At 67.0% G+C, this 24,428-nt stretch carries 24 protein-coding genes; 16 read left to right on the top strand and 8 right to left on the bottom strand.

Annotated features, from left to right (window positions below):
* Window positions 1–57: 57 nt before the first annotated feature.
* The gene (locus ACREYQ_RS05835) at window positions 58–882 is read right to left on the bottom strand and encodes an alpha/beta fold hydrolase (RefSeq protein ID WP_432259820.1); all 825 of its coding nucleotides are present in this window, start codon (window positions 880–882) and stop codon (window positions 58–60) included.
* A complete protein-coding gene (locus ACREYQ_RS05840; RefSeq protein WP_432259821.1) occupies window positions 882–2,192 on the bottom strand; it encodes an O-acetylhomoserine aminocarboxypropyltransferase in 1,311 nt (436 codons plus the stop codon). Before ACREYQ_RS05840 ends, ACREYQ_RS05835 begins: the two co-directional genes overlap by 1 nt.
* 239 nt (window positions 2,193–2,431) lie before the next feature.
* Here ACREYQ_RS05840 and ACREYQ_RS05845 point away from each other — a divergent pair, with 239 nt between their 5' ends.
* The 5 genes from ACREYQ_RS05845 (at window position 2,432) to ACREYQ_RS05865 (ending at window position 8,205) form a co-directional block, all read left to right on the top strand.
* Window positions 2,432–2,878: a CBS domain-containing protein gene (locus ACREYQ_RS05845; protein ID WP_432259822.1), complete on the top strand. Its 447-nt coding sequence runs from the start codon at window positions 2,432–2,434 to the stop codon at window positions 2,876–2,878.
* Between the two features lie 212 nt (window positions 2,879–3,090).
* Window positions 3,091–4,989 (top strand): MFS transporter, encoded by a 1,899-nt coding sequence (locus ACREYQ_RS05850; RefSeq protein WP_432259823.1) that lies wholly within the window; start codon window positions 3,091–3,093, stop codon window positions 4,987–4,989.
* 27 nt (window positions 4,990–5,016) lie between these two features.
* Window positions 5,017–5,739, top strand: coding sequence for a glutathione S-transferase C-terminal domain-containing protein (locus tag ACREYQ_RS05855; RefSeq protein ID WP_432259824.1), 723 nt, complete (start codon window positions 5,017–5,019; stop codon window positions 5,737–5,739).
* A gap of 74 nt (window positions 5,740–5,813) precedes the next feature.
* On the top strand, window positions 5,814–6,923 hold the full coding sequence (aroC, locus tag ACREYQ_RS05860; protein WP_432259825.1) for a chorismate synthase: 1,110 nt from the start codon (window positions 5,814–5,816) through the stop codon (window positions 6,921–6,923).
* A 1-nt stretch (window position 6,924) separates the two neighbouring features.
* Window positions 6,925–8,205, top strand: coding sequence for an MFS transporter (locus ACREYQ_RS05865; protein WP_432259826.1), 1,281 nt, complete (start codon window positions 6,925–6,927; stop codon window positions 8,203–8,205).
* Here ACREYQ_RS05865 and ACREYQ_RS05870 read toward each other — a convergent pair.
* Together ACREYQ_RS05870 and ACREYQ_RS05875 are read right to left on the bottom strand one after the other, a co-directional pair.
* Window positions 8,127–9,233: an NAD(P)/FAD-dependent oxidoreductase gene (locus ACREYQ_RS05870; RefSeq protein ID WP_432259827.1), complete on the bottom strand. Its 1,107-nt coding sequence runs from the start codon at window positions 9,231–9,233 to the stop codon at window positions 8,127–8,129. The two genes, ACREYQ_RS05865 and ACREYQ_RS05870, sit on opposite strands and share 79 nt — an antisense overlap.
* A gap of 37 nt (window positions 9,234–9,270) precedes the next feature.
* Complete coding sequence (locus tag ACREYQ_RS05875; RefSeq protein ID WP_432259828.1) at window positions 9,271–9,984, bottom strand: FadR/GntR family transcriptional regulator; 714 nt, start codon at window positions 9,982–9,984, stop codon at window positions 9,271–9,273.
* Window positions 9,985–10,223: 239 nt separating this feature from the next.
* On the opposite strand from ACREYQ_RS05875, the gene ACREYQ_RS05880 reads away from it, so the two are divergent.
* Entirely contained in the window at window positions 10,224–11,111 is an 888-nt protein-coding gene (locus tag ACREYQ_RS05880; RefSeq protein ID WP_432259829.1) for a flagellar brake protein, read from the top strand.
* A 116-nt stretch (window positions 11,112–11,227) separates the two neighbouring features.
* Here the strand turns inward: ACREYQ_RS05880 and ACREYQ_RS05885 are convergent, their stop codons facing one another.
* Complete coding sequence (locus ACREYQ_RS05885) at window positions 11,228–12,916, bottom strand: 4Fe-4S dicluster domain-containing protein (RefSeq protein ID WP_432259830.1); 1,689 nt, start codon at window positions 12,914–12,916, stop codon at window positions 11,228–11,230.
* Window positions 12,917–13,248: 332 nt separating this feature from the next.
* Between ACREYQ_RS05885 and ACREYQ_RS05890 the strand changes: the two genes are divergently transcribed.
* The 6 genes from ACREYQ_RS05890 (at window position 13,249) to ACREYQ_RS05915 (ending at window position 19,386) form a co-directional block, all read left to right on the top strand.
* Window positions 13,249–14,034, top strand: coding sequence for an SDR family oxidoreductase (locus tag ACREYQ_RS05890; RefSeq protein WP_115013865.1), 786 nt, complete (start codon window positions 13,249–13,251; stop codon window positions 14,032–14,034).
* A 268-nt stretch (window positions 14,035–14,302) separates the two neighbouring features.
* The gene (locus ACREYQ_RS05895; RefSeq protein WP_432259831.1) at window positions 14,303–14,905 is read left to right on the top strand and encodes a TRAP transporter small permease; all 603 of its coding nucleotides are present in this window, start codon (window positions 14,303–14,305) and stop codon (window positions 14,903–14,905) included.
* Entirely contained in the window at window positions 14,902–16,206 is a 1,305-nt protein-coding gene (locus tag ACREYQ_RS05900; protein ID WP_432259832.1) for a TRAP transporter large permease, read from the top strand. The genes ACREYQ_RS05895 and ACREYQ_RS05900 overlap by 4 nt, the downstream gene beginning before the upstream one ends.
* A 49-nt stretch (window positions 16,207–16,255) precedes the next feature.
* A complete protein-coding gene (locus tag ACREYQ_RS05905) occupies window positions 16,256–17,284 on the top strand; it encodes a DctP family TRAP transporter solute-binding subunit (RefSeq protein ID WP_432259833.1) in 1,029 nt (342 codons plus the stop codon).
* A 52-nt stretch (window positions 17,285–17,336) separates the two neighbouring features.
* On the top strand, window positions 17,337–17,738 hold the full coding sequence (locus ACREYQ_RS05910) for an acyl-CoA thioesterase (RefSeq protein WP_432259834.1): 402 nt from the start codon (window positions 17,337–17,339) through the stop codon (window positions 17,736–17,738).
* A gap of 259 nt (window positions 17,739–17,997) precedes the next feature.
* Window positions 17,998–19,386, top strand: coding sequence for an IS4 family transposase (locus tag ACREYQ_RS05915; protein WP_432257801.1), 1,389 nt, complete (start codon window positions 17,998–18,000; stop codon window positions 19,384–19,386).
* Window positions 19,387–19,507: 121 nt separating this feature from the next.
* Here the strand turns inward: ACREYQ_RS05915 and ACREYQ_RS05920 are convergent, their stop codons facing one another.
* Window positions 19,508–20,053 carry a LuxR C-terminal-related transcriptional regulator gene (locus ACREYQ_RS05920; protein ID WP_432259835.1) on the bottom strand — a complete coding sequence of 182 codons (546 nt, stop codon included), beginning with the start codon at window positions 20,051–20,053 and terminating at the stop codon, window positions 19,508–19,510.
* 181 nt (window positions 20,054–20,234) lie between these two features.
* Between ACREYQ_RS05920 and ACREYQ_RS05925 the strand changes: the two genes are divergently transcribed.
* Together ACREYQ_RS05925 and ACREYQ_RS05930 are read left to right on the top strand one after the other, a co-directional pair.
* On the top strand, window positions 20,235–20,936 hold the full coding sequence (locus tag ACREYQ_RS05925; protein WP_432259836.1) for a CoA transferase subunit A: 702 nt from the start codon (window positions 20,235–20,237) through the stop codon (window positions 20,934–20,936).
* A gap of 14 nt (window positions 20,937–20,950) precedes the next feature.
* On the top strand, window positions 20,951–21,589 hold the full coding sequence (locus tag ACREYQ_RS05930; RefSeq protein ID WP_432259837.1) for a CoA transferase subunit B: 639 nt from the start codon (window positions 20,951–20,953) through the stop codon (window positions 21,587–21,589).
* A gap of 75 nt (window positions 21,590–21,664) precedes the next feature.
* On the opposite strand, the gene ACREYQ_RS05935 is transcribed toward ACREYQ_RS05930, so the two are convergent.
* Window positions 21,665–22,147, bottom strand: coding sequence for a DUF411 domain-containing protein (locus ACREYQ_RS05935; protein ID WP_432259838.1), 483 nt, complete (start codon window positions 22,145–22,147; stop codon window positions 21,665–21,667).
* A gap of 10 nt (window positions 22,148–22,157) precedes the next feature.
* Entirely contained in the window at window positions 22,158–22,934 is a 777-nt protein-coding gene (locus ACREYQ_RS05940) for a 3-hydroxybutyrate dehydrogenase (RefSeq protein ID WP_432259839.1), read from the bottom strand.
* A gap of 205 nt (window positions 22,935–23,139) precedes the next feature.
* Here ACREYQ_RS05940 and ACREYQ_RS05945 point away from each other — a divergent pair, with 205 nt between their 5' ends.
* Together ACREYQ_RS05945 and ACREYQ_RS05950 are read left to right on the top strand one after the other, a co-directional pair.
* On the top strand, window positions 23,140–24,021 hold the full coding sequence (locus ACREYQ_RS05945) for an alpha/beta fold hydrolase (protein ID WP_432259840.1): 882 nt from the start codon (window positions 23,140–23,142) through the stop codon (window positions 24,019–24,021).
* Between the two features lie 44 nt (window positions 24,022–24,065).
* Window positions 24,066–24,428 carry a RidA family protein gene (locus ACREYQ_RS05950; protein ID WP_432259841.1) on the top strand — a complete coding sequence of 121 codons (363 nt, stop codon included), beginning with the start codon at window positions 24,066–24,068 and terminating at the stop codon, window positions 24,426–24,428.

Genomic DNA, 24,428 nt, shown 5'->3' on the forward strand with positions numbered 1-24,428 from the left:
GCCGAGGTGTCGGGAGGGTGGCTGCCGGCGGAGCCGGCCAGCCACCCGGGGCCAAACTTAGCCAGCAGCGACCACCTTGCGCGCAAAGCCGGCCAGCGCGTCCAGCACTTCATCCGGCCGCTCCCCCATCAACGCATGCCCGCAGGGCACCGTCACCAGGCTCGCCTTGGCCATCTTGCCGGCCAGCGCCTGGGCCGCTTTGGGCGACGTCATCATGTCCTTGGTGCCGGTGATGAACAGCGCCGGGCAGGCCACCGCGGCCGCGGCCTCTTCGCCCTGGGCGTAGGCGTTGCAGGCCGAGAAGTCATTGTGGAACACATGGGCCTGCGGGTTGTTGCGCGACACGCGCTCCATCAGCCGCTGGCTGCCGCCATGCATCCACGCGCCCGGCCCGGGCGAAGACGGCTTGTTGGCCAGGCTCGAATGCGACCAGGCGTTGACCATGGCGATGGCTTCGTCCTCGCGGTTGAGCGAGGCGTCCAGCAGCGCGTCCGAAACCTTCATCGGGTAGGCCGTGGCCAGTAGGCCGATGCCGCGCACCGCCTGCGCATGCCGCGCCGCGCATTCCAGCGCGATCAGCGAGCCCATGCTGTGGCCGAAGACGAAGGCCGGCGCTTTCACGCCGGCGGCCGCCACCAGGGCCATGACCCAGTCGGCCATCGCTTCGACAGTGGCCAGCGGTGCGCCCTTGCTGCGGTTGTGGCCCGGCAGGTCCACCGCCAGCACCGAGAAACCGTGGTTGGCGAACCAGCGCGTCTGCAGGGCCCACACGCTGTGGTCATTCTGCGCGCCGTGGACAAACACGGCACAGGGCAGGGCGGGATCGAAGGGTTTGCCGCCGGTATAGGCGTAGGCCGGCTGGCCGGCAACGTTCAGTTCCATCAGGCTTGCCCTCCCTTGGCGCTCATGGCCCTCTCGGCCGCCTTCAGGCCGCGCTTGAGATCGTCGATCAGGTCATCCGGGTCTTCCAGGCCGATCGACAGCCGGATCGTGCCTTCGGTGATGCCGGCCGACTGCAGCGCCGCCGCGTCCATGCGGAAGTGCGTGGTCGAGGCCGGGTGGATCACCAGCGAGCGCGCGTCGCCCACGTTGGCCAGGTGCGAGAACAGCGACATGCTCTCGATAAAGCGCTGGCCGGCCATGCGGTTGCCCTTCAGGTTGAAGCTGAACACCGCGCCGCAGCCGCGCGGCAGCAGGCGCTTGGCCAGTTCATAGTCGGGGTGCGATTCCAGTTCCGGATACGACACCGATTCCACCATCGGGTGCGACACCAGGAACTGCACCACCTTGCGGGTGTTGTCGACATGGCGGCTCATGCGCAGCGGCAGTGTCTCGACGCCCTGCAGCAGCTGCCAGGCGGCCATCGGGTTCATGCAGGCGCCGAAGTCGCGCAGGCCCTCGCGGCGCGCGCGCAGCAGGAAGGGCGCCACCGTGCTTTCCTCGGTGAATACCATGTTGTGGAAGCCTTCATACGGCTCCGACAGCTCCGGGAAGCGCCCCGAGGCTTCGAAGTCGAAGGTGCCGCCTTCGACCAGCACGCCGCCGATGGTGGTGCCATGGCCGCCCAGGAACTTGGTGGCCGAGTGGTAGAGCAGGCCGGCGCCGTGGTCGAACGGGCGCAGCAGGTAGGGCGTGGTGAAGGTGGAATCCACCAGCAGCGGGATGCCGTTGTCCTGGCCCAGTTGCGCGAGGGTGGGAATGTCCAGCACGTCCAGCCCCGGGTTGCCCAGGGTCTCGCCGAACAGCAGCCGGGTGTTGGGGCGGATCGCGGCGCGCCAGGCGTCGATGTCGCGCGCCTTGACGAAGGTGGTCTCGATGCCGAAGCGGCGCAGCGTGTAGTGCAGCAGGTTGTGCGAGCCGCCGTACAGCGCCGACGAGGCCACCACGTGCGAGCCCGCACCCATCAGCGTGGCCACCGCCAGGTGCAGCGCGGCCTGGCCCGAGGCCGTGGCGATGGCGCCGGCGCCGTTTTCCAGCGCGGCGATGCGCTCTTCCAGCACGGCCACGGTGGGATTGGAAATACGGGAGTAGACGTGCCCCGCGCGCTCCATGTTGAACAGCGACGCGGCGTGCTCGCTGTCGCGGAACACAAAAGACGTGGTCAGGTGGATGGGGGTGGCGCGGGCCCCGGTGGCGGGGTCGGGCGCGGCGCCGGCGTGCAGCGCCAGCGTGTCGAAGCGGGTTCCGGACATGGTCGGTGGGCCTTGAGTTGTCTCCGGCCAGCATCGTAGCACCGTGTGCCTGCCCACGCGCAGCCGCGGCCCGCAAACCGGCCTCCCGCTTTACTTGGACGGCGGGTTTGGGCTAGCATCGGCCAACGGGCGGACAGTGCCCGCACACCCATAGACAGATAACAATGTGACCGGTATCGCCCCCCGTGCCCCTGGCCGGAGCGGTGCCCTCAGTTTGAGCGCAGGCAGCGGAGACCAACATGAAAGTCAGCGACATCCTCCAGATCAAGGGCAATACGCTCTATACCGTGACGCCTGACACCTCCTTGCTGGTAGCCGTCCACACCATGGCCGAGCACGATATCGGCTCGCTGGTGGTGATGGAGTACGGCGACCTGGTCGGCATGCTGACCTTCCGCGAGATCATCGAGACGCTGGCCCGCAATCACGGCAATGTCGGCAGCACCAGCATCCGCAAGGTGATGGACGATGCGCCGCTGACCTGCACCATGGAGACCGATGTCAACGAGGTCCGCCGCATGATGCTGGAGCGTCACACGCGCTACCTGCCGGTGCTCGACAACCGCACGCTGATGGGCGTGATCTCCTTCTACGACGTTGCCAAGGCCGTGGTCGAGGACCAGAGCTTCGAGAACAAGATGCTCAAGGCCTATATCCGCGACTGGCCGGAAGAGCACGCCGAGTGAGTGGGGCAGAATCTACCGTCATTCCCGCGCACGCGGGAATCCAGCGTCTTTGAAAGTCACTGGATTCCCGCCTTCGCGGGAACGACGGGCATTCTGAAGTTTTTCTCAATTGACGCCACGCGGGCGTGGCGGGGTGGCGGCCGGGCGCCGGCTCCGGCAAACTTGCCGGCGTTTCCATTTCGGCGGCGGTTCCCTGACCGACCGGCCCATCCATGAGCCAACACAGCCAGTTCCGACTGCTCGGCCTGCGCCGCTTCGCCCCGTTCTTCTGGACCCAGTTCTTGGGGGCGATGAACGACAACCTCTTCAAGGTCGCCTTCACCTCGCTGGTGACCTACCACACGGCGCTGTTCGAGGGCGTGGACGCGCGCAGCGCGGCCTTCCTGATCTCGGCCATCTTTATCGCGCCGTTCGTGCTGTTCTCGGCCACCAGCGGGCAGATCGCCGACAAGCTGGAGAAGTCGCGCCTGATCCGGCTGGTCAAGTCGCTGGAAATCGCCATCATGTTGCTTGGCCTGGCCGGCTTTGCCTGGCACAGCGCCCCGCTGCTGTACACCGGCACCTTCCTGATGGGGCTGCATTCCACGCTGTTCGGGCCCGTCAAGTTCGCCTACCTGCCGCAGCACCTCGATGAAAGCGAGCTGGTCGGCGGCAACGGCATGGTCGAGATGGGCACCTTTGTCGCGATCCTGATCGGGACCCTGATCGGCGGCGAACTGGCAGGGCTGCAACAGGGCGGCACCATCGTGGGGCCGATGTACGTGGGCGCGGTGTGCGTGGCCCTTGCCGTGGCGGGTCGGCTGGTGTCGGGCCGCATCCCGGCCTCGCCGGCGCCGCAGCCGGACCTGCGCATCAACTGGAACCCGTTCTCCGAGACCTGGCGCAACCTGGTGCTGGCGCGCGGCAATCGCACGGTATTCCTGAGCCTGCTGGGCATCTCGTGGCTGTGGTTCCTGGGCGCCACCTTCCTGACCTCGTTCTTCAGCTATGCCAAGGATGTGCTGGGCGGCGACCAGAACGTGGTGACACTGCTGCTGGCGGTGTTCTCGGTGGGCATCGGCACCGGTTCGCTGCTGTGCGAGCGCTTGTCCGGGCGCCATGTCGAGATCGGCCTGGTGCCGTTCGGGTCGATCGGCATGACTGTGTTCGCGGTCGACCTGTTCTTTGCCAGCCAGGGGCAGCCGCCGGCGGCGCTCAGCGGCCTCGGCGGCTTCCTGGCCGAGCCGCACCACTGGCGCGTGCTGGCGGACCTGTTCCTGCTGGCCATGTTCGGCGGCTTCTACAGCGTGCCGCTGTACGCGCTGATCCAGAGCCGCAGCGCGCCCACGCACCGCGCCCGCATCATTGCCGCCAACAACATCCTGAACAGCTTCTTCATGATCGCCGCTTCGCTGCTGGGCGTGGCGATGACGCAGGCCGGCTACAGCATCCCGCACCTGTTCCTGGTGGTGGGGCTGCTCAATGCGGCGGTGGCGGTCTATATCTACTCGCTGGTGCCGGAATTCCTGCTGCGCTTCATCGCGTGGATCCTGGTCCATACCGTCTACCGGCTGCGCCGCGTCAATGCCGAGCGCATCCCCGCCGACGGCCCGGCAGTGCTGGTCTGCAACCACGTCAGCTTTGCCGACGCGGTGGTGCTGATGGCCTGCAGCCCGCGCCCGGTGCGCTTCCTGATGGACCACAATATCTTCAAGGTGCCGCTGCTGTCGTGGTTCTTCCGCCAGGCCCGCGCGATCCCGATCGCGCCGGCGCATGAGAATCCGGACATGCTCAAGCGCGCCTATGACAGTGTGGCGCAAGCATTGGAAGAGGGCGACCTGGTCTGCATCTTCCCGGAAGGCAAGATCACCGCGACCGGCGACATCAACCCGTTCAGGCAGGGTGTGCAGCAGATCATCCAGCGCACGCCGGTGCCGGTGGTGCCGATGGCGCTGCGCGGGCTGTGGGGCAGCTTCTTCTCGCGCAAGGATGCGCCGGCGATGTCGCGGCCGTTCCGGCGCGGCATCCTGAACCGGCTGGAACTGGTGGTGGGCGAGCCGGTGCCGCCGGAGGCCGCCACGCCCGAAGGGCTGCAGCAGATGGTGCAGGCCCTGCGTGGCGACTGGCGTTAAATCCATGGTGCGCAAACCGGATCGACGATGATTACGCTCTACACGTTTGGCCCTGCCTTCGGGCTGCCCGACGCCAGCCCCTTTGTCACCAAGGCCGAGATGCTGCTCAAGCTGGCCGGCCTGCCTTACCAGGCGCGGCGCGGCAGCCTGCGGCGCGCGCCCAAGGGCAAGCTGCCCTACCTGGACGACATGGGCCGGATCGTGGCGGATTCCACCATGATCCGCTGGCATATCGAGAAGACCTACCACATCGACTTCGACGCCGGCCTGAACGCGGCCGAGCGCGGCATCGCCTGGGCCGCCGAGAAGCTGATGGAAGACCACCTGTACTGGGCGGTGGCGCGGGTGCGCTGGCTGGACCAGGCCAATTTCGACAAGGGGCCGGCCCAGTTCTTCCGCGGCGTGCCGGCGCCGGTGCGCGGCCTGGCCGAGCGCCTGGTGCGCTACAAGGTGCGCAAGACGCTGTGGGGGCAGGGGCTGGGCCGGCATAGCGAGGAGGACCTGGTGGCGCTGGCCAGCAAGGGCGTGACCTCGATCGCCGACATCCTCGGCGACAAGCCCTACCTGATGGGCAACCTGCCATGCGGGGCCGACGCCACGCTGTTTGCCTTCGCCGGCAGCCTGCTGTGCCCCGTATTCGACACCCCGATCCGCACCGCGGCGGAGGGGCATGCCAACCTGGTGGCCTATATGGCGCGGATGCGGGCCGAGTTCTACCCGGACCTGGTGGCGCAAAGCGCGGCCGCCTGAGCCCGCCGGGCCGCCAGCGGGGCGGCATTGGCCTTACAATGGAGGCCGTCCCCAATTCCTGTGCGGTTTCCATCATGTCCGGCAACACCCTTGGCCTGCTTTTCACTGTTACCACCTTCGGCGAATCGCACGGGCCCGCCATCGGCGCGGTGGTGGACGGCTGCCCGCCGGGCATGGCGCTGACCGAGGCCGACATCCAGGGCGACCTGGACCGTCGCCGGCCCGGCACCTCGCGCCATGTCACGCAGCGCCAGGAACCCGACCAGGTCGAGATCCTGTCCGGCGTGTTCGAGGGCAAGACCACCGGCACCCCGATCTGCCTGCTGATCCGCAACACCGACCAGCGCAGCAAGGACTACGGCAATATCGTCGAGACCTTCCGCCCGGGCCATGCCGACTACACCTACTGGCAGAAATACGGCATCCGCGACCATCGCGGCGGCGGCCGCTCGTCGGCGCGCCTGACCGCGCCGGTGGTGGCGGCCGGGGCGGTGGCCAAGAAGTGGCTGCGCGAACAGTACGGCACCGAAATCCGGGGCTATATGTCGCAGCTGGGCGAGATCGCCGTGCCGTTCACGGACTGGTCGCAAGTGCCGGAGAACCCGTTCTTCGCGGCCAATGCCGACATCATCCCCGAGCTGGAAATCTATATGGACGCGCTGCGCCGCGACGGCGACTCCGTCGGCGCGCGCATCGATGTGGTAGCCAGCAAGGTGCCGGTGGGCCTGGGCGAGCCCCTCTTCGACAAGCTCGACGCCGATATCGCCCACGCCATGATGGGCATCAACGCGGTCAAGGGCGTCGAGATCGGCGCCGGCTTCGACAGCGTGGCCCAGCGCGGCAGCGTCCATGGCGACGAGCTGACCGCCGGGGGCTTCCGCACCAACAACGCCGGCGGCGTGCTGGGCGGGATCTCCACTGGCCAGGATGTGACCGTGTCGCTCGCGATCAAGCCGACTTCCTCGATCCGCACCCCGCGCGAATCGATCGACAAGGCCGGCAACGCCGCCACCGTCGAGACCTTCGGCCGCCACGACCCCTGCGTGGGCATCCGCGCCACGCCGATCGCCGAGGCCATGCTGGCGCTGGTGCTGATCGACCACGCGCTGCGCCACCGCGCCCAGTGCGGCGACGTCAGGGTCGAAACGCCGCGCATCCCCGCGCAGGCCGGCCAGACCCGTTGAGTTGACGCCGCACCCAGCGGGCGGCGAGGGCGGCGCCAGCGGCGCCGGCCGCCCCGACTATGCCCGTTTCGGGCTCTTCTACCTTGGCTACTATGGCTATGTCGGCCTGATCTCGCCCTACGTCAGCCTGTATTTCGCCGACCGCGGCTTCAACCCGGTGCAGATCGGCGTGCTGATGGCGAGCTTCCAGGTCAGCCGCATCGTCGGGCCCTATTTGTGGGGCTGGCTGTCCGACGTGATGCACACGCGCGTGCGCATCCTGCGCGTGAGCGCGTTCACCTCGTTGCTGGCCTTCCTGATGCTGCCGGGCGTCGGCAGCTACGGCGGCATGATGGCGATGATGCTGACGCTGAGCCTCCTGACCAGTGCAATGTCGCCGCTGGGCGATGCCCTGACCATCTCCACGCTGCGCCGCTACGGCGCCTTCGACCATAGCTACGGCCGCATCCGCATGTTCGGCTCGGTCGGCTTCATCGGCGCGGTGCTGGCGGGCGGGGCGCTGTTCGAAGCAGTCGGCATGCGCGCCTTCCCGTGGGTGGCCAGCACGCTGCTGGCGATCCTGGCCGGGGTGGTGCTGAGCATGCGCGACGCCGCCGACGAAGGTCCGCGCACGGCGCCGCCGCGCGCCTTGCCGCTGCTGCGCCGGCCCGACGTGGCCTGGTTCCTGGCCTCAGCCTTCCTGATGATGTTCGCGCACGCCGCGCTCTATGTGTTCTATTCGCTGTGGCTGGCGAAGCTGGGCTACGGCAAGTTCGCCATCGGCGTGATGTGGACCATCGGCGTGGTCGCCGAGATCGTCTTCTTCTACTACCAGGGCCTGCTGTTCGCGCGCTACGCGCTGCGCACCATCCTGGCCGGCACCTTCGTGCTGGCGGCGCTGCGCTTCGGCCTGACCGGCTACTTCGCGCAGTTTGCCTGGCTGATGGCGCTGGTGCAGGTGCTGCACGCCGCCACCTTCGCCGCGCATCACAGCGCCAGCCTGAAGCGGCTGCAGACATGGTTTGCCGGGCCGCTGCAGGGGCGCGGGCAGGCGCTGTACACGGGCATTTCCTACGGCGTCGGCGGCACGCTGGGCGGGCTGGCGATGGGCTGGACCTGGAACGCGCTGGCGCCGGAGCATACCTTCGGGCTGGCCGCCATTGCGGCGGCCGCCGGCGCGGTCTGTGCCGTGATGAGCTTCCGCGCGGAAGGCGATGACGCCGTTCAGGCCAGCGCCGCGCAGACCCGTTCGGCGATGGCCAGCGACGAGGTCAGCCCCGGCGACTCGATGCCGAACAGGTGAACCAGCCCCGGCACGCCATGCACGGCGGGGCCGTCGATGCGGAAGTCCGCCGCCGCTTCACGCGGGCCGCTGATCTTGGGACGGATGCCGGCATAGCCCGGCTGCAGCGCGCCGTCGGCCAGCCCCGGCCAGTAGCGGCGCACCTCGTCATAGAAACCATCGGCGTCGGCCGGGTCCACGCCATATTCGATCTCGTCGATCCAGCGCACATTGGGGCCGAAGCGCGCCTGGCCGCCCAGGTCGATGGTCAGGTGCACGCCCAGCCCGGCGGCCTCGGGCACCGGGTAGATCAGCCTTGAGAATGGCGCTCGGCCGGCCAACGTGAAATAGCAGCCCTTGGCGTAGTACTGCGGCGGGATGTGGGCTTCGGGCATGCCATCGATGCGGCGCGCCAGTTCGGGCGCGGTCAGCCCGGCCGAGTTCACCACGGTGCGCGCCAGCAGCGTGGTGGCGCTGCCATCCTCGCTGCCGATCTCCAGCCGGATACCGTCCGGCGTCACCGCGCCGCCCAGCACCGGCGACTGCACCGCCAGCATCGCGCCGGCGTTTTCCGCATCGCCCAGCAGCGCGGTCATCAGGCCGTGGCTGTCGACGATGCCGGTCGACGGCGACAGCAGCGCGGCATGGCATTGCAGTTGCGGCTCCAGCGCCTGCGCCTCGGCGCGGCTGATCAGGCGCAGGTCGTCGACGCCGTTGGCCGCCGCCTTGGCGCGGATGCCTTCGAGCGTGGCCACCTGGGCCTCGCTGGTGGCCACGATCAGCTTGCCGCAGCGCTGGTGCGCCACATGGTGGCTGGCGCAGTAGTCGTACAGCATGGCCTTGCCGCGCACGCACAGCTGCGCCTTGAGCGAGCCGGCAGGGTAGTAGATGCCGGCGTGGATGACCTCGCTGTTGCGCGCGCTGGTGATGGTGCCGAAGGCGTTCTCGGCTTCCAGGATGATCACTTCGCGGCCCTGCAGCGCGAGCGCGCGTGCCACGGCCAGTCCCACCACGCCGGCGCCGATGACGACGCAATCCACTTGTTCCATGGTTGTTCCTTGCTCCAATGTCCTGTGTGTTCGGGGCTCAGGCCGGCAGGCCCAGGCGTGCGGCGGCCGCCGCAAGGTGCTGCTGCGCGGCATGGCGCGCTGCCGCGGCGTCGCCGGCGGCAATGGCTTCGGCCAGTGCCGCATGCTCCTGGTCGGCAGCGCGCGGCGCGCCGGTCGCCGCGCTCAGCCGCGCGGTGTTCTCCCAGGCGCGCTGGCGCGCGGCCAGCATCTGCTGGCTGACGAAATCCGTGAGGCCGGTAAAGCAGGGGTTGTGCGCGGCCTCGGCAATGGCATGGTGGAAGGCCATGTCGGTCGCGGCAGCGCTGGTCATGTCGCCGTGCCCGTCGGCCTGTGCCTGCATCACCGCCAGCGCGGCGCGGATGGCGTCGATATCGGAACTCGTACGCCGCTGCGCGGCCATTTCGGCGCAGGCGGTTTCCACCACCCGGCGCAGCTCGAACAGCTGCGCCAGCGTCGGGCCGCCGTCGGGCGCGCTGGCCACGCGCCAGGCCTGGCCGCCCGGTGTCTCGGACACATAAGCGCCCGAGCCCTTGCGCGTCACCAGCACGCCATCGGCCTTCAGCTGCGCGATGGCCTCGCGCACGATCGGCCGGCTCACGCCGAAGGTATCGGCCAGGTTCGCCTCCGCCGGCAGTCGCGCGCCCGCACCGTAGCGGCCGGCGAGGATGTCGTCGTGCAGGGTCTGGGCAATGCGGCTGGCCAGCGAGGCCGGGCGGGGCAGAATGGTCATGGCTAGATATGTCAGGCTGTCAGACAGCTTTTGGTGATTCTGGCGATAACTTTGCGGCGCGTCAAGGTTTTCGCAGGGAGCGAATGCTACACATGCGGCCTCGGTCAATCATCGCGCACTTAATTTCGCCGCACCGGCGCCGATAGAAACCCTATACAGGTGGCGGATCCTGCGCGTCAGCTCCGCCCAGGGCTTGCCATGCCCCGTGGCGTCCACCCCGGGGCCTACTGCGAACAGCCATGATCCAGCTCACACCTAACGAACTTCCCGTCGGATACCCGCTGCCCTGGTCGCTGCTTGATGGCGAGGGCAACCTGGTGCTCGGCAGCGGCAACGTCATTCCCGATGAACGCGACCTGGCGCTGGTGTTCCGCCACGGCGTGGTGTGTCGCGAAGATGGCGGCGACGATGCCGATGACGAATTGCGTCCAAGTACCGGGCCACTCGGCCTGCAGGTCGGCACGCTGCTGCATATCAAGCTCGACGGCGAGGCCGCGCGCCCGGCCGCCAGCCGGCTGATCGGCTTTATCGAGCAGGGCCTCTTTGTCACCTGGCCGCAGATGGGCGGGCGCGACCTGCCGCTGCAGGCAGGCGATGCCGTGCTGCTGCGCGGCTTTTCGGGGCAGGCCATCCACAGCTTCACCTCGACCATCACCGCCGTGTGCCGCAGCCCGTTCCGCTACCTGGTGCTGTCGGCGCCGGTGCAGCAGCATGCCACGCCGGTGCGCAAGGCGGCGCGCGTGCCCACGCGGCTGGCGGCCTACCTGACCGAGCCCGGCGATGACGACGCCATCGACACCGGCGCGGCGCGCCTGGCGCTGCTGTCAGACCTCAGCACCGGCGGCGCACTGGTGCAGACCACCGCACCGGCGCCCGCGCCGGGCAGCCGCGTGCGGCTGCGCTTCCAGCTGCGGACGGCGTCACTGGACAGCGAGGTCACCATCGATGGCTGGATTCGCGTTGCGCCCCCGGGTGCGGCCAGCGATGACGCCGACTTCCCGGCCTTCGGCGTGGCCTTCGATGTGCTGGCCGAGCGCGAGCTGACGCTGCTGCAGTGCTACATCTACGAACAGCTGCTGTCCAGCACCCGCATGCCCCTGCAGCCCGCGGCTGTAGAGGCCGTTTAGCGGCATCCCGCCAATGTTCTGATTGTCTTCATGCGCCAGCGCTGCCGGCCGCAGATGCAAAAACGGCACCGGGTTTCCGGTGCCGTTTTCACATGCCTGCCGCTGGCGCGCCAGGCTTACATGCCGACGTAGTTCGGACCGCCGCCGCCTTCCGGCGTCACCCAGACGATGTTCTGGGTCGGGTCCTTGATGTCGCAGGTCTTGCAGTGCACGCAGTTCTGCGCGTTGATCTGCAGGCGCTCCTTGCCCGACGTCTCGTCCTGCACGAACTCATACACACCTGCCGGGCAGTAGCGCGACTCGGGGCCGGCGTACTTGTCCCAGTTGATGTTGACCGGCACGCTGGCGTCCTTGAGCGTCAGGTGCGCCGGCTGGTTTTCTTCGTGGTTGGTGTTGCTGATGAACACCGAGCTCAGGCGGTCGAAGGTCAGCTTGCCGTCCGGCTTCGGGTACTCGATCTTCTGGCACTCGGCGGCCGGCTTCAGGTACACGTGGTCCGGCTTCACGCGGTGGAGGGTCCACGGCGGGTTGCGGATGCCCAGCTTGGGCAGCAGCCATTGCTCGATGCCGGTCATCAGCGTGGCGGTGGTGCGGCCCTTCTTGAACCACTGCTTGAAGTTCTTGGCCTGCAGCAGTTCCTTGTGCAGCCAGCTCTGCTCGAACGCGGCCGGGTAGGCGGTCAGCTCGTCGTGCTGGCGGCCGGCCTGCAGCGCGTCGTAGGCGGCCTCGGCGGCCAGCATGCCGGTCTTGATGGCGGCGTGGCTGCCCTTGATGCGCGAGGCGTTCAGGTAGCCGGCGTCGCAGCCGACCAGCGCGCCGCCCGGGAATACGGTCTTGGGCAGCGACAGCAGGCCGCCGGCGGTGATGGCGCGCGCGCCGTAGGAGAGGCGCTTGCCGCCTTCGAAGTACTGGCGGATTTCCGGATGCGTCTTGAAGCGCTGGAACTCCTCGAACGGCGACAGCCACGGGTTGGTGTAGTCCAGGCCGACCACAAAGCCGACCGCAACCTTGTTGTCTTCCATGTGGTACAGGAACGAGCCGCCGTAGGTGGCCGGATCCAGCGGCCAGCCGGCGGTGTGCACCACCAGGCCAGGCTTGTGTTTGGCGGGGTCGATTTCCCACAGTTCCTTCAGGCCGATGCCGTAGCTCTGCGGATCCTTGCCCGCATCCAGCCCGAACCTGGCGATCAGCTGCTTGCCCAGGTGGCCGCGCGCGCCTTCGGCAAAGATGGTGTACCTGGCATGCAGCTCCATGCCCAGCTGGAAATTCTCGGTGGGCTCGCCTTCCTTGTTGATGCCCATGTTGCCGGTGGCCACGCCCTTGACCGAGCCGTCCTCGTTGTAGAGCACTTCGGCGGCGGGGAAGCCCGGGAAAATCTCAACGCCCAGCGCCTCGGCCTGCTGGCCCAGCCAGCGCACGAAGTTCGACAGGCTGATGATGTAGTTGCCTTCGTTGTGGAAGCACTCGGGCAGCAGCGCGGGCGGCGTGCCCTTGGAGCCGGACTCGTTCAGGAACAGGAACTTGTCTTCGGTGACGGCCTGATTCAGCGGCGCGCCCAGTTCCTTCCAGTTCGGGATCAGCTCATTGAGGGCGCGCGGATCCATGATGGCGCCCGACAGGATGTGGGCGCCGGGCTCGGAGCCCTTTTCCAGCACGCACACGTTGACGTCGGCGCCTTTCTCCTGCGCGAGTTGCTTCAGGCGGATGGCGGTGGCCAGGCCGGCGGGGCCGCCGCCGACGATGACCACATCGTATTCCATGGCTTCGCGCGGGCCGAACTGCTCCAGGAGCTGTTGCTGATCCATTGTCTCTAACCCTCTGTTTCTTTGCTGCTTGCTGGCAATTGTGGGAAATGCGGTGATCGTTTTGCTGAGAACCCGGCCCGGCGCGCGGACAGGAGCCGCAGGAAGCGAGTTGGCGGCGTTTCGGTCTTGAACGCCGCCCGAACGGCGCCCGAAGACTGCCGGATCGCGCGTTTTCCCTCTTTCCCTTTGCTGGCCAAGTTCTTAGAATCTCCGGCATTGTCCGGGACTCGCCACCCACAGGCAAGGATTTTTTTGGAACGGTCGTTCTTTTTTCTGATATGCTGCCTTCTGCTCCCGAACAGGCCAGAGGGGCTCCCGCACAAGAGGTCATCATGGGTTTGTCGATCAATCTGGAAGGCAAGGTCGCGCTGGTCACCGGCGCTTCAAGCGGGCTGGGCTCGCGTTTTGCCACGGTGCTGGCCGCCGCCGGCGCCAAGGTGGTGCTGGCCTCGCGCCGCAGCGAGCGGCTCAAGGAGCTGCGCGCGGCCATCGAGGCCGAGGGCGGCAGCGCCCACGTGGTGCGCCTGGACGTCACCGACCCGGACAGCATCCGCGCCGCCGTGGCGCACGCCGAGACGGAAGCCGGCTCGATCGACATCCTGGTCAACAACTCCGGCGTGTCGACCACGCAGAAGCTGACCGACGTGACCCCCGACGATTTCGATTTCGTCTTCGACACCAATACCCGCGGCGCCTTCTTCGTCGCCCAGGAAGTGGCCAAGCGCATGATCGCGCGCGCCAAGGGCGCCGAGCGCAACGGCAGCCCGCTGCCGCAGGCGCGCATCGTCAATATCGCCTCGGTGGCCGGGCTCAAGGTGCTGTCGCAGATCGGCGTCTATTGCATGAGCAAGGCGGCCGTGGTGCACATGACCAAGGCCATGGCGCTGGAATGGGCCCGCCACGGCATCAATACCAACGCCATCTGCCCGGGTTATATCGACACCGATATCAACCACCACCACTGGGACTCGGACGCCGGGCAGAAGCTGATCCAGATGCTGCCGCGCAAGCGCCTGGGCAAGCCCGAGGACCTCGACGGCCTGTTGCTGCTGCTGGCATCCGACCAGTCGCAGTTCATCAACGGGGCCGTCATCACCGCCGACGACGGCATGGTCTGACCGCCTCATTCCTGGCAGTGGGGGCGCAACGCCCCCGCATCCCGGCGCGCGCCGTAAGCGGCGCGGGATACCTAAATTGCGGCCCCAGAGCTTATCCGGCCCCCTTGGGCGCGCCGTCGCCAGCACAAATCAATAGTCAGAAAATTCGTGCGTAGCGGGCCAGTCTTGGCATAATCCGCCATGTCTGCAGATTAAGTCTTTACATACAAGTAAAAAAACGCCGCGGTGGCCGGATGGCCCGAGCGGCCCTGGACCGGAGGCCGGGGAGATGGAGCCACAAGAAGAGGCACGGCGCAACGCTGTGCCGCAACACGTCGTCGATTCCGCGCTGATCCCGCAGGCCGCCGACGAAGCGCAGGACGCTGAATTCCGGGTATCGCCCCGCATCGAGGACTGGATTGGCGTGATCGTGATGGTGCTGCTGGTCGGCATCACTTTCGCCAACGTGGTGGTCCGCTATTTCACCGACGAATCGTTTGCCTGGACCGAGGAGTTCTCGGTCTTCCTGATGATCGTGCTGGCGCTGGTCGCCGGCAGCGCGGCGGTGGCGCGCGACCGCAATATCCGCATCGAATTCTTCTTCGAGCGCGGCAGCGCGGCCCGGCAGCGGCGCCTGGCGATCCTGTCGGCGCTGGCCGTTGCGGTCATGTTCATCGCGCTGGCGGTGCTGGGCGCGCGCATCACCTGGGACGAATACACCTTCGGCGAGACCTCGCCGGGCATCGGCGTGCCGAGCTGGTGGTACTCGATCTGGTTGCCGCTGCTGTCGGCCGGCATCGCGCTGCGCGCGCTGGGCCTGGCAGTGCGCAACGTGCGCGCCCTGAAGGCGCTGCACGCAGCCAGGGCAGGCACGACGGAGGCGGCGCAATGACCTTCGTCGCCATCATCCTGTTCGTGGTCTTTATCGGCCTGATGCTGCTGGGCGTGCCCATCGGCGTGTCGCTGGGCCTGGGCGGCCTGGTTGCCATCGGCTTGTCCAACCTGGATACCCAGATGTTCGGCCTGCTGGCCGTGCCGCAGAACTTTTATGCGGGGCTGGCCAAGTATCCGCTGCTGGCGATCCCGATGTTCGTGCTGGTGGGGTCGATCTTCGACCGCTCCGGCGTGGCGCAGCGGCTGGTGACCTTTGCCATCGCCATCGTCGGCCGCGGCCCCGGCATGCTGCCGCTGGTGGCGATCCTGGTGGCGATGTTCCTCGGCGGCATCTCCGGCTCCGGCCCGGCCAACGCGGCCGCGGTGGGCGGGGTGATGATCGCGGCGATGTCGCGCGCGGGCTATCCCGGTTCGTACAGCGCCGCCGTGGTTGGCGCGGCCGCCGCGACCGACATCCTGATCCCGCCTTCGGTCGCGTTCATCATCTACAGCGTGCTGGTGCCTGGCGCATCGGTGCCGGCGCTGTTTGCGGCCGGCATGATCCCGGGCATCCTGGCCGGCGTCGCGCTGATCGTCCCGGCGGTGTGGCTGGCGCGCAAGCACAATATGGGCGCGATCGAGGCCGGACTGCCGCGCCCGCCGTTCTGGAAGAGCCTGCGCGAAGCGGCCTGGGGCCTGGTTGCGCCGTTCCTGATCCTGGGCGGCATGCGCGCCGGCTGGTTCACGCCGACCGAAGCGGCCGTGGTCGCGGTGGTCTACGGCCTGTTCGTGGGCATGGTGATCTACCGCAGCATTGGCATGCGCGACCTGTTCACCATCTTCCAGGAGGCGGCCGAGACCTCGGCGGTGATCCTGCTGGTGGTGGCGCTGGCCGGCATCTTTGCCTATGCGCTGTCAACGCTGGGCGTGATCGACCCGCTGGCGCAGGCCATTGCCACCTCCGGGCTGGGCGAGTACGGCGTGCTGGCGCTGATCGTGCTGCTGCTGATGACGGTGGGCATGTTCCTGGACGGCATTTCGATCTTCCTGATCTTCGTGCCGCTGCTGCTGCCGATCTCCAATGCCTTCCACTGGAACCCGGTGTGGTTCGGCGTGGTGCTGACGCTGAAGGTGGCGCTGGGCCAGTTCACGCCGCCGCTGGCCGTGAACCTGATGGTGTCGTGCCGGATTGCCCGCGTGCGCATGGAAGAGACCGTGCCCTGGGTGATCTGGATGCTGCTGGCGATGTTTGTCGCCATGCTGATGGTGCTGGCCTATCCGCCGCTGGCGACCTGGCTGCCGGACTACCTCGGCTATTGATGTTCCGCATTCACCAACAAGAACTCACGCTTTCCCGAGAGGAGATGAAATGAAACGTCGTGCCCTGATGCTCGCAACGGCAGCCGCCATTGCCGCTTCCGCCTTCGCCCCCGCCGGCGCGATGGCCCAGACCTACAAGTCCGAGTACAAGATGTCGCTGGTGCTTGGCCCGGCCTTCCCGTGGGGCAAGGGCGGCGAGATCTGGGCCGACCTGGTCAAGCAACGCACCAACGGCCGCATCAACATCAAGCTGTACCCGGGCACCTCGCTGGTGGCCGGCGACCAGACGCGCGAATTCTCGGCGATCCGCCAGGGCGTGATCGACATGGCGGTGGGCTCGACCATCAACTGGTCGCCGCAGGTCAGGGAACTGAACCTGTTCTCGCTGCCGTTCCTGATGCCTGACTACAAGGCGCTGGACGCCCTCACGCAGGGCGAAGTCGGCAAGTCGCTCTTCACCACGCTGGAAAAGGCCGGCGTGGTGCCGCTGGCCTGGGGCGAGAACGGCTTCCGCGAGGTGTCCAACTCCAAGCGCGAGGTTCGCAAGCCTGAGGACCTCAAGGGCCTGAAGCTGCGCGTGGTGGGTTCGCCGCTGTATATCGAGACCTTCAACGCGCTCGGCGCCAACCCGACCCAGATGAGCTGGGCCGATGCGCAGCCGGCGATGGCCTCGGGCGCGGTCGACGGCCAGGAGAACCCGCAGTCGGTGTTCGCCGCCGCCAAGCTGTACACGGTGGGCCAGAAGTTCGTCACCACCTGGGGCTATGTGGCCGATCCGCTGATCTTCGTGGTCAACAAGCAGATCTGGGAAAGCTGGACCCCGGCCGACCGCGAAATCGTCAGGCAGGCCGCCATCGACGCCGGCAAGCAGGAAATCGCGCTGGCCCGCAAGGGCCTGGCCGAGCCGGGCGCGCCGGCGTGGAAGGACATGGAGGCGCACGGCGTGAAAGTCACGCACCTGACGCCGGCCGAGCACGACGGTTTCCGCAAGGCCACCGCCAAGGTCTACGACAAGTGGAAGAAGCAGATCGGCGCCGACCTGGTGACCAAGGCCGAAGGCGCGATCGCCAAGCGCTAAGCCACGCAGGGGGCCCGCCGGATTCGACGGGCCTTTGCATCTGGAGGCTGTGATGAAGCACGTCTATACGGTGGTCATGCCGATCCGCTGGGGCGACATGGATGCCATGGGCCATGTCAACAACACCGTCTATTTCCAGTACCTGGAGCAGGCGCGCATCGAGTGGTTCGCATCGCTGGGCCGCGGTGGCAAGGATGCGAGCGGGCAGGGGCCGGTCATCATCAATGCGCATATGACCTTCCTCAAGCAGCTGCGCTACCCGGGCGATATCGAGTGCCGGGTCCATGCCGGGCAATTGGGGCGCACGAGTTTCGAGACCCGCATGGAGATCCGGCGTACCGACATGCCCGACGTGGTCTGGGCGGAGGGTGGGGCCAAGGTGGTGTGGTGCGATTACACGCAGGAAAAATCGGTGCCGGTGCCGGCGGAGATAAGGGCGATTATCGAGGGTTGAGCGTTCGGCTTGCTCGCTCGCGACGACGCTGGCAGCAAGCTCCCCTCTCCCGCCTGCGGGAGAGGGGTGGGGGTGAGGGCGGGCGCTGGCCGGAGCCAACGTGCTGGAAAAACCGTTGGCCCCGCTTCTTGTGGTTCCCAGCTAGACCACCCCTCACCCCAACCCTCTCCCCATGAGGCTTGTCTTTACCCACATCTCGATAGGAAAGGTTGTAAACGGGATTGGACGGTGTTAACTTCGGGGAAGTTGACAATCAGTGGTGGCAATTTTGTCTGATACGGAAGATCTGGAAGACTGGGCCAGCGACGAATTCGGTGGCGCTCAGTTGGGCGATGCACGTCGCACGCAGCGCCTTGTGGCATTGGCGCGCGGACTAGCGCAAAAAGCCCATGTTTCGTTCCCGCAGGCCTTGAGTGGTGCCCAACTCAAGGCGGCATATCGCTTCTTTGATAATGAGGCGGTCGACCCGGACGGAATACTGGCGAGCCACGTCGTTCAAACCGTGGGTCGCATGCAGCAGGTACCTGTCGTATTGGCGGTGCAGGACACCACGGAATTCAATCTGGCAAATTTGCCCGCGACTGAGGGACTTGGTCACGGCACGGGCGGCAATTTGCGCGGATTCATGTTGCACAGCGTGCTGGCGGTGACGCCTGAGGGCCTGCCACTGGGCGTGTTGAGCATGAAGACGTGGGTGCGTGCGCCGCAAGCATCGGGCAAGGCCAGGCAGCGCCGGGCGCTGTCCATTCGTGACAAGGAAAGCGTGAAGTGGCTGGAGGGGCTGGAATGCCTTGAGCCGCTCAAGATGCAGTGTCCGGACACGCACCTTGTTGCCGTCAGCGATCGCGAGGGCGATGTGTACGACGTGTTCCTGGCGCAGCGCCCAGCGGGGGTGGACTGGTTGGTGCGGGCCGCCTGGAATCGGGGCGTGGATCACCCAGAGAAGTATCTGTGGGAGACGGTTGCTGCGGCCCCCGTACTTGGGGAGACCGTCCTGCACGTGCCCAGGAGTGGCGCCAGGCAAGCGCGTAGCGCCCGACTGGCTTTGCGCTGTGTGCCCGTCCAACTGCGACCGCCGCGCAGCCGCGGCGCAGAGGCCCTACCAAGCCTCGAAGTGTTTGCCATTCACGCACTGGAAATCGATCCGCCCGAAGGTGTTGAGCCGCTCGAATGGATGTTGCTCAGTTCGATGCCCACCCAAACGCTGGAAGATGTGCTGGAACGGCTGAGCTGGTATGCCCGGCGCTGGACCATTGAATCCTGGCATCGTGTCCTGAAAAGTGGCTGCCAGATCGAGGCTCGGCAGTTCGGGACGCTGGAGCGGTTCCTGCGCGCCACGGCGCTGTTCGCCGTGATCGGCTGGCGCATCATGTACGCGACCATGCTCGGCCGGCTTGAAGCCGATATCCCTTGCTCGGTGCTATTGCAGTCGCTCGAATGGCAGGCCTTGTACTGCCGCACGCACGGCACAACCAAGCCACCGGAGCAGGCACCCAAACTCAGCGAAGCGGTCCTTTGGATCGCCAAGCTCGGTGGCTACCTGGGTCGCAAAAACGACGATCCCCCCGGTGCTACTGTCCTCTGGCGCGGCTTCCTCGTTTTGCACGAAATCACCGAAATGTATCGGATCTTCCAGAAAAACGAGTAAGCCGCCGGAAGTTGTGGGTAAAGGCAAGCCATGAGGGGAGAGGGAGAACACCTTGCTCAGGGCAGTTCGAGCGGCTTGGGAGCACCCAAAACCGCGCTCCTCTGCCGCACCGCGGGGCGCGTCAATGGTGGACCAGCCGCTGCACCAGGTCCACTGACGTGCTGGCCCCGTACTTCTTCATCAGCCGCGCCCGGTAGATATCCACCGTGCGTGGGCTGATCGCCAGCAGCTTGCCGATCTGCTTGCTGGTCTTCCCCTCCACCAGCTGCGCCGCGATGTCGCGTTCGCGCGCGGTCAGCTCGGCCGTGACCTGGCGCTTCTGCGACAGGTCCTCGAAGGTCCAGATCCCGGCGCCCAGCGGCTGCGAGCGGTCCAGCGCGCGGCCGGTGACATGGCACCAGAACAGTTCCCCGCCGGCGCGCTTCATGATGCGCTCGTCCGAGTACATGCCGCGCGTGCCCATGATCGGCGCAATGCGCGCCCCGGTGCGCTCGAATTCGTCGACGGTGGGGTAGAGCACCTGGAACGACTGGCCCAGCAGCGCCTCGCGCGTGGTGCCGAAAATGCGGCAGACCTCCTCGTTGCAGTCGTCGATCACGCGTTCGCGTGACAGCACCAGGCCCACGGGAGCGAGCTGGAAGGCGGTCCGGTAGTCGATTGCGGGCATCTGCTTATGTATTTTTACGTAATGGCGTAGCCGGCTGTGCTTGCGTATGCTGTCGGTCGGACGAGTTGCGGTGACGGTCGCCCGCCAGTTGCCGATTGTACCGTTACAATTTCCCTGCGTCGCCCGCCGCACAACCCGGTGGCGGGAGGATCGACAGGGACTACCGAGGAAGGAGCGAAGCATGAACAAGGTCTACGCCAGCGCCGCAGAAGCGCTTGCAGGCGTCGTCCGCGACGGCCAGACGATCGCTGTAGGCGGTTTCGGCCTGTGCGGCATCCCCGAGGCGCTGATTGCCGCGCTGCGCGACAGCGGCGTCAAACAGCTCACCTGCATCTCCAACAACGCCGGCGTCGATGGCTTCGGCCTGGGCCTGCTGCTGGCCACGCGCCAGATCCGGAAGATGATCTCGTCCTACGTGGGCGAGAACAAGGAGTTCGAGCGCCAGTACCTGGCGGGCGAACTGGAGCTGGAATTCACCCCGCAAGGCACGCTGGCCGAGAAGCTGCGCGCCGGCGGTTCGGGCATCCCGGCCTTCTTCACCAAGACCGGTGTCGGCACCATCGTCGCCGAAGGCAAGGAAGTCCGCGAATTCGACGGCGAGCAGTACGTGATGGAGCGTTCGCTGACCGCCGACGTGGCGCTGGTCAAGGCCTGGAAGGCCGACAAGGCCGGCAACCTGGTGTTCCGCCGCACCGCGCGCAACTTCAACCCGATGTGCGCCATGGCAGGCAAGTTCACCGTGGCCGAGGTCGAGCACATTGTCGAAACCGGCGAACTGGACCCGGATGAGATCCACCTGGCCGGCATCTTCGTCAAGCGCCTGGTGCTGAACGCCACCCCCGAGAAACGCATCGAGCAGCGCACCGTGCGTGCCGCCAAGTAAGAGGGAGAGACATCATGGCATGGACACGTGACGAAATGGCCGCGCGCGCCGCGGCGGAACTGCAGGACGGTTTCTACGTCAACCTGGGCATCGGCCTGCCGACGCTGGTGGCCAACTGGGTGCCGGAAGGCATGGAAGTGTGGCTGCAGTCCGAGAACGGCCTGCTGGGCATCGGCCCGTTCCCGACCGAGGACGAGGTCGACGCCGACATGATCAACGCCGGCAAGCAGACCGTGACGACGCTGCCGGGCTCGTCGATCTTCTCGTCGGCGGACTCGTTCGCGATGATCCGCGGCGGCCACATCAACCTGGCGATCCTGGGCGCGATGCAGGTCAGCGAGAAGGGCGACCTGGCCAACTGGATGATCCCGGGCAAGATGGTCAAGGGCATGGGCGGCGCCATGGACCTGGTGGCCGGCGTGGGCCGCGTGGTGGTGCTGATGGAACACACCGCCAAGAAGAAGGACGGCACCGAGGACATCAAGATCCTGAAGGACTGCAACCTGCCGCTGACCGGCCTGGGCGTGGTCAACCGCATCATCACCGACCTGGGCGTGATCGACGTGACCGACGCAGGCCTGAAGCTGGTGGAAACGGCTCCGGGCGTCAGCCGCGAGGAAATCCAGGCCAAGACCGGCGCGCCGCTGCTGTAAGCGGCCAGCGGCCTGCGGAAAGGAAAAAGGCCCCGCCGGTGCGAACCGGCGGGGCCTTTTTCATGGGTACGGAAGTCAGCCGGCCTGCTTGTTGTAGCTGGCAAACACCTTGGCGGCGCCGTCGGCCTTGACCAGCAGCACGTCGAACGGGTCCTTGCGCGGGCCCTGTTCCATGCAGGGCGAGCCGACCGGCATGCCCGGCACTGCCAGGCCGACGGCCTTGGGTTTTGCGGCGAGCAGCTTGCGGATATCCGCCGCCGGTACATGGCCCTCGATGGCGTAGCCGCCGATATACCCGGTATGGCATGAGCCGAAGCGCTCCGGCATGCCGAAGCGCTGGCGGTACACGCCGGTATCTTCGACGTCATGCACCTTCACGATGAAGCCGTTGCCGCGCAGGTGCCTGACCCAATCCTCGCAGCAGCCGCACAGCGGGCTCTTGTAGACGTCGATGGCAAGCGGCCTGGCGGCTTGCGCCAGCGCGCCCGCCACCGGTGCCAGCGCCCCGGCCGAGACCGCGCCCAGCGCCAGCGCGCGCAGGAAACTGCGTCGTTGCATCGCTGGCTCCTTACTGCGCCACCCAGCCGCCGTCCATGTTCCAGATCGCGCCGCGGACCTGGCGGGCCGCTTCGGACGACAGGAACACGGCCAGCGCGCCCAGCTCATCGGGCGTCACGAACTGGCCGGAAGGCTGCTTCTCGATTACCAGTTCGTGCTTGGCCTGCTCGACGGAAATGCCTTCCTTCTGCGCGCGGGCTTCGACCTGCTTCTGCACCAGCGGGGTCAGCACCCAGCCCGGGCAGATCGCGTTGGCGGTGATGCCGGTCTGCGCGGTTTCCAGGGCGGTCACCTTGGTGAAGCCGACGATGCCGTGCTTGGCCGCCACGTAGGCGGACTTCTGCGCCGACGCCACCAGCCCGTGGGTGGAGGCCACGTTGATGATGCGGCCCCAGTCCTTCTGCTTCATGCCGGGCAGCGCCAGGCGCGTGGTGTGGAAGGCCGAGGTCAGGTTGATGGCGATGATCGCGTCCCAGCGCTCGGGCGGGAAATCCTCGATGCTGGCCACGTACTGGATGCCGGCGTTGTTGACCAGGATGTCGGCGCCGCCGAAGTCGGACTGCGCGTAGCGCATCATGTCTTCGATCTCGGCCGCCTTGCTCATGTCGGCGCCGTGGTAGCCGACGCGGATGCCCTGGCCGGCCTGCGCGATCTCGGCCTTTGCGGCGTCGACGTCACCAAAGCCGTTGACGATGATGTTGGCGCCCTGGGCCGCCAGCGCTTTCGCGATACCGAGCCCGATGCCGCTGGTCGAGCCAGTCACCAGTGCGGTCTTGCCGTTGAGCATGTAAGCCTCCGTCGAGAGAAAGGGATGCCACAGAAGGAATGCCACAGGGTTGGCGGCGCGCGCCGTGGCGGTGCGCGGCCGCGCATGCGGGGCGCAGACACTGTGCTGTGGCATTGTACCCGCTGCAGCGTACAATCCAGCTTTGCTCAACCTCCGGCGGCGGCGCCTTTCAGCGCTCCGCGGTCGGGTTCGTCAGGGAGTCCAGATGTCTGCCAGTCCGCGCCTCGGTTTTGTCCAGTGCATCAGTCCGGCGGGCCTGCACCGCATGGCGTACCACGAGTGGGGCGACCCCGCCAATCCGCGCGTGCTGGTGTGCGCGCACGGCCTGACGCGCACCGGCCGCGACTTCGACGCCGTGGCCGCCGCACTGTGCGGCGACTACCGCGTGGTCTGCCCCGACGTGGCCGGGCGCGGCCGCTCCGAATGGCTGGCGGACCCCAACGGCTATGTGGTGCCGCAGTATGTCGCGGACATGGTCACGCTGATTGCGCGGCTCAACGTGGAGAAGGTCGACTGGTTCGGCACCTCGATGGGTGGCCTGATCGGCATGGGACTGGCCGGGCTGCCGAAGTCGCCGGTGCGCAAGCTGCTGCTCAACGACGTGGGCCCCAGGCTGGCGCCTTCCGCGGTGGAGCGCATCGGCGCCTACCTGGGCTTGCCGGTCCGCTTCAAGACCTTCGAGGAGGGGCTGGCCTACCTGCAGACCATCAGCGCATCGTTCGGGCGCCATACGCCCGAGCAGTGGCGCGAACTCAATGCCGCCATCCTGAAGCCGGTGCAGGGCACCGACGGCCTGGAATGGGGGTTGCATTACGATCCGCAGCTGGCGGTGCCGTTCCGCAAGTCCACGCCCGAGGCCATTGCCGCGGGCGAGGCCGCGCTCTGGCGCAGCTTCGAGGCCATCGAGGCCCCGGTGCTGGTGGTGCGGGGCGCGCAGTCCGACCTGCTGCTGCGCGATACCGTCGCGGAGATGGTGGCGCGCGGCAAGCATATTAGCTCGGTGGAAGTGCCCGACGTGGGCCACGCCCCGACCTTTGTCGATCCGGCGCAGATCGCGATCGCCCGGCAGTTCTTTACCGGGACCTGATCGCATTTGACGCCGGCCTTGTTTTTATCCGTCAACGCATTGTCATGAGTAACCTTGAACTGAAGCGCGCCCACGTGGGCAAGCGGTTGTCCGAATACGCGGTCTACAACGGCGTGGTCTACCTGGCCGGGCAGGTGCCCGAGGTCGATCCCAAGGCCGATCTCCGTGGCCAGACGCGCGAGGTGCTTGGCCATATCGACCGACTGCTGGCCGAGGCCGGCAGCGACAAGACCCGCATCCTGTCGTGCCAGATCTTCCTCACCAACGTCGACCTGATCGGAGAGATGAACGAGGTCTGGGACGCCTGGGTGCCGCAAGGCAACACGCCCCCGCGCGCCACCGTCGAAGCCCGCCTGGCCAATCCCGATTACCTGATCGAAGTGGTGGTGACCGCTGCGCTCAACTGA

This window comes from Cupriavidus sp. TMH.W2 (genome assembly GCF_050847365.1).
GTDB lineage: Bacteria > Pseudomonadota > Gammaproteobacteria > Burkholderiales > Burkholderiaceae > Cupriavidus.

Bases quoted from the DNA above. Each gene is read 5' to 3' on its own strand.
- ACREYQ_RS05835 (WP_432259820.1), bottom strand. From the start codon at position 882: ATGGAACTGAACGTTGCCGGCCAGCCGGCCTACGCCTATACCGGCGGC.
- ACREYQ_RS05840 (WP_432259821.1), bottom strand. From the start codon at position 2,192: ATGTCCGGAACCCGCTTCGACACGCTGGCGCTGCACGCCGGCGCCGCG.
- ACREYQ_RS05845 (WP_432259822.1), top strand. From the start codon at position 2,432: ATGAAAGTCAGCGACATCCTCCAGATCAAGGGCAATACGCTCTATACC.
- ACREYQ_RS05850 (WP_432259823.1), top strand. From the start codon at position 3,091: ATGAGCCAACACAGCCAGTTCCGACTGCTCGGCCTGCGCCGCTTCGCC.
- ACREYQ_RS05855 (WP_432259824.1), top strand. From the start codon at position 5,017: ATGATTACGCTCTACACGTTTGGCCCTGCCTTCGGGCTGCCCGACGCC.
- aroC (WP_432259825.1), top strand. From the start codon at position 5,814: ATGTCCGGCAACACCCTTGGCCTGCTTTTCACTGTTACCACCTTCGGC.
- ACREYQ_RS05870 (WP_432259827.1), bottom strand. From the start codon at position 9,233: ATGGAACAAGTGGATTGCGTCGTCATCGGCGCCGGCGTGGTGGGACTG.
- ACREYQ_RS05875 (WP_432259828.1), bottom strand. From the start codon at position 9,984: ATGACCATTCTGCCCCGCCCGGCCTCGCTGGCCAGCCGCATTGCCCAG.
- ACREYQ_RS05880 (WP_432259829.1), top strand. From the start codon at position 10,224: ATGATCCAGCTCACACCTAACGAACTTCCCGTCGGATACCCGCTGCCC.
- ACREYQ_RS05885 (WP_432259830.1), bottom strand. From the start codon at position 12,916: ATGGATCAGCAACAGCTCCTGGAGCAGTTCGGCCCGCGCGAAGCCATG.
- ACREYQ_RS05890 (WP_115013865.1), top strand. From the start codon at position 13,249: ATGGGTTTGTCGATCAATCTGGAAGGCAAGGTCGCGCTGGTCACCGGC.
- ACREYQ_RS05895 (WP_432259831.1), top strand. From the start codon at position 14,303: ATGGAGCCACAAGAAGAGGCACGGCGCAACGCTGTGCCGCAACACGTC.
- ACREYQ_RS05900 (WP_432259832.1), top strand. From the start codon at position 14,902: ATGACCTTCGTCGCCATCATCCTGTTCGTGGTCTTTATCGGCCTGATG.
- ACREYQ_RS05905 (WP_432259833.1), top strand. From the start codon at position 16,256: ATGAAACGTCGTGCCCTGATGCTCGCAACGGCAGCCGCCATTGCCGCT.
- ACREYQ_RS05910 (WP_432259834.1), top strand. From the start codon at position 17,337: ATGAAGCACGTCTATACGGTGGTCATGCCGATCCGCTGGGGCGACATG.
- ACREYQ_RS05920 (WP_432259835.1), bottom strand. From the start codon at position 20,053: ATGCCCGCAATCGACTACCGGACCGCCTTCCAGCTCGCTCCCGTGGGC.
- ACREYQ_RS05925 (WP_432259836.1), top strand. From the start codon at position 20,235: ATGAACAAGGTCTACGCCAGCGCCGCAGAAGCGCTTGCAGGCGTCGTC.
- ACREYQ_RS05930 (WP_432259837.1), top strand. From the start codon at position 20,951: ATGGCATGGACACGTGACGAAATGGCCGCGCGCGCCGCGGCGGAACTG.
- ACREYQ_RS05935 (WP_432259838.1), bottom strand. From the start codon at position 22,147: ATGCAACGACGCAGTTTCCTGCGCGCGCTGGCGCTGGGCGCGGTCTCG.
- ACREYQ_RS05940 (WP_432259839.1), bottom strand. From the start codon at position 22,934: ATGCTCAACGGCAAGACCGCACTGGTGACTGGCTCGACCAGCGGCATC.
- ACREYQ_RS05945 (WP_432259840.1), top strand. From the start codon at position 23,140: ATGTCTGCCAGTCCGCGCCTCGGTTTTGTCCAGTGCATCAGTCCGGCG.
- ACREYQ_RS05950 (WP_432259841.1), top strand. From the start codon at position 24,066: ATGAGTAACCTTGAACTGAAGCGCGCCCACGTGGGCAAGCGGTTGTCC.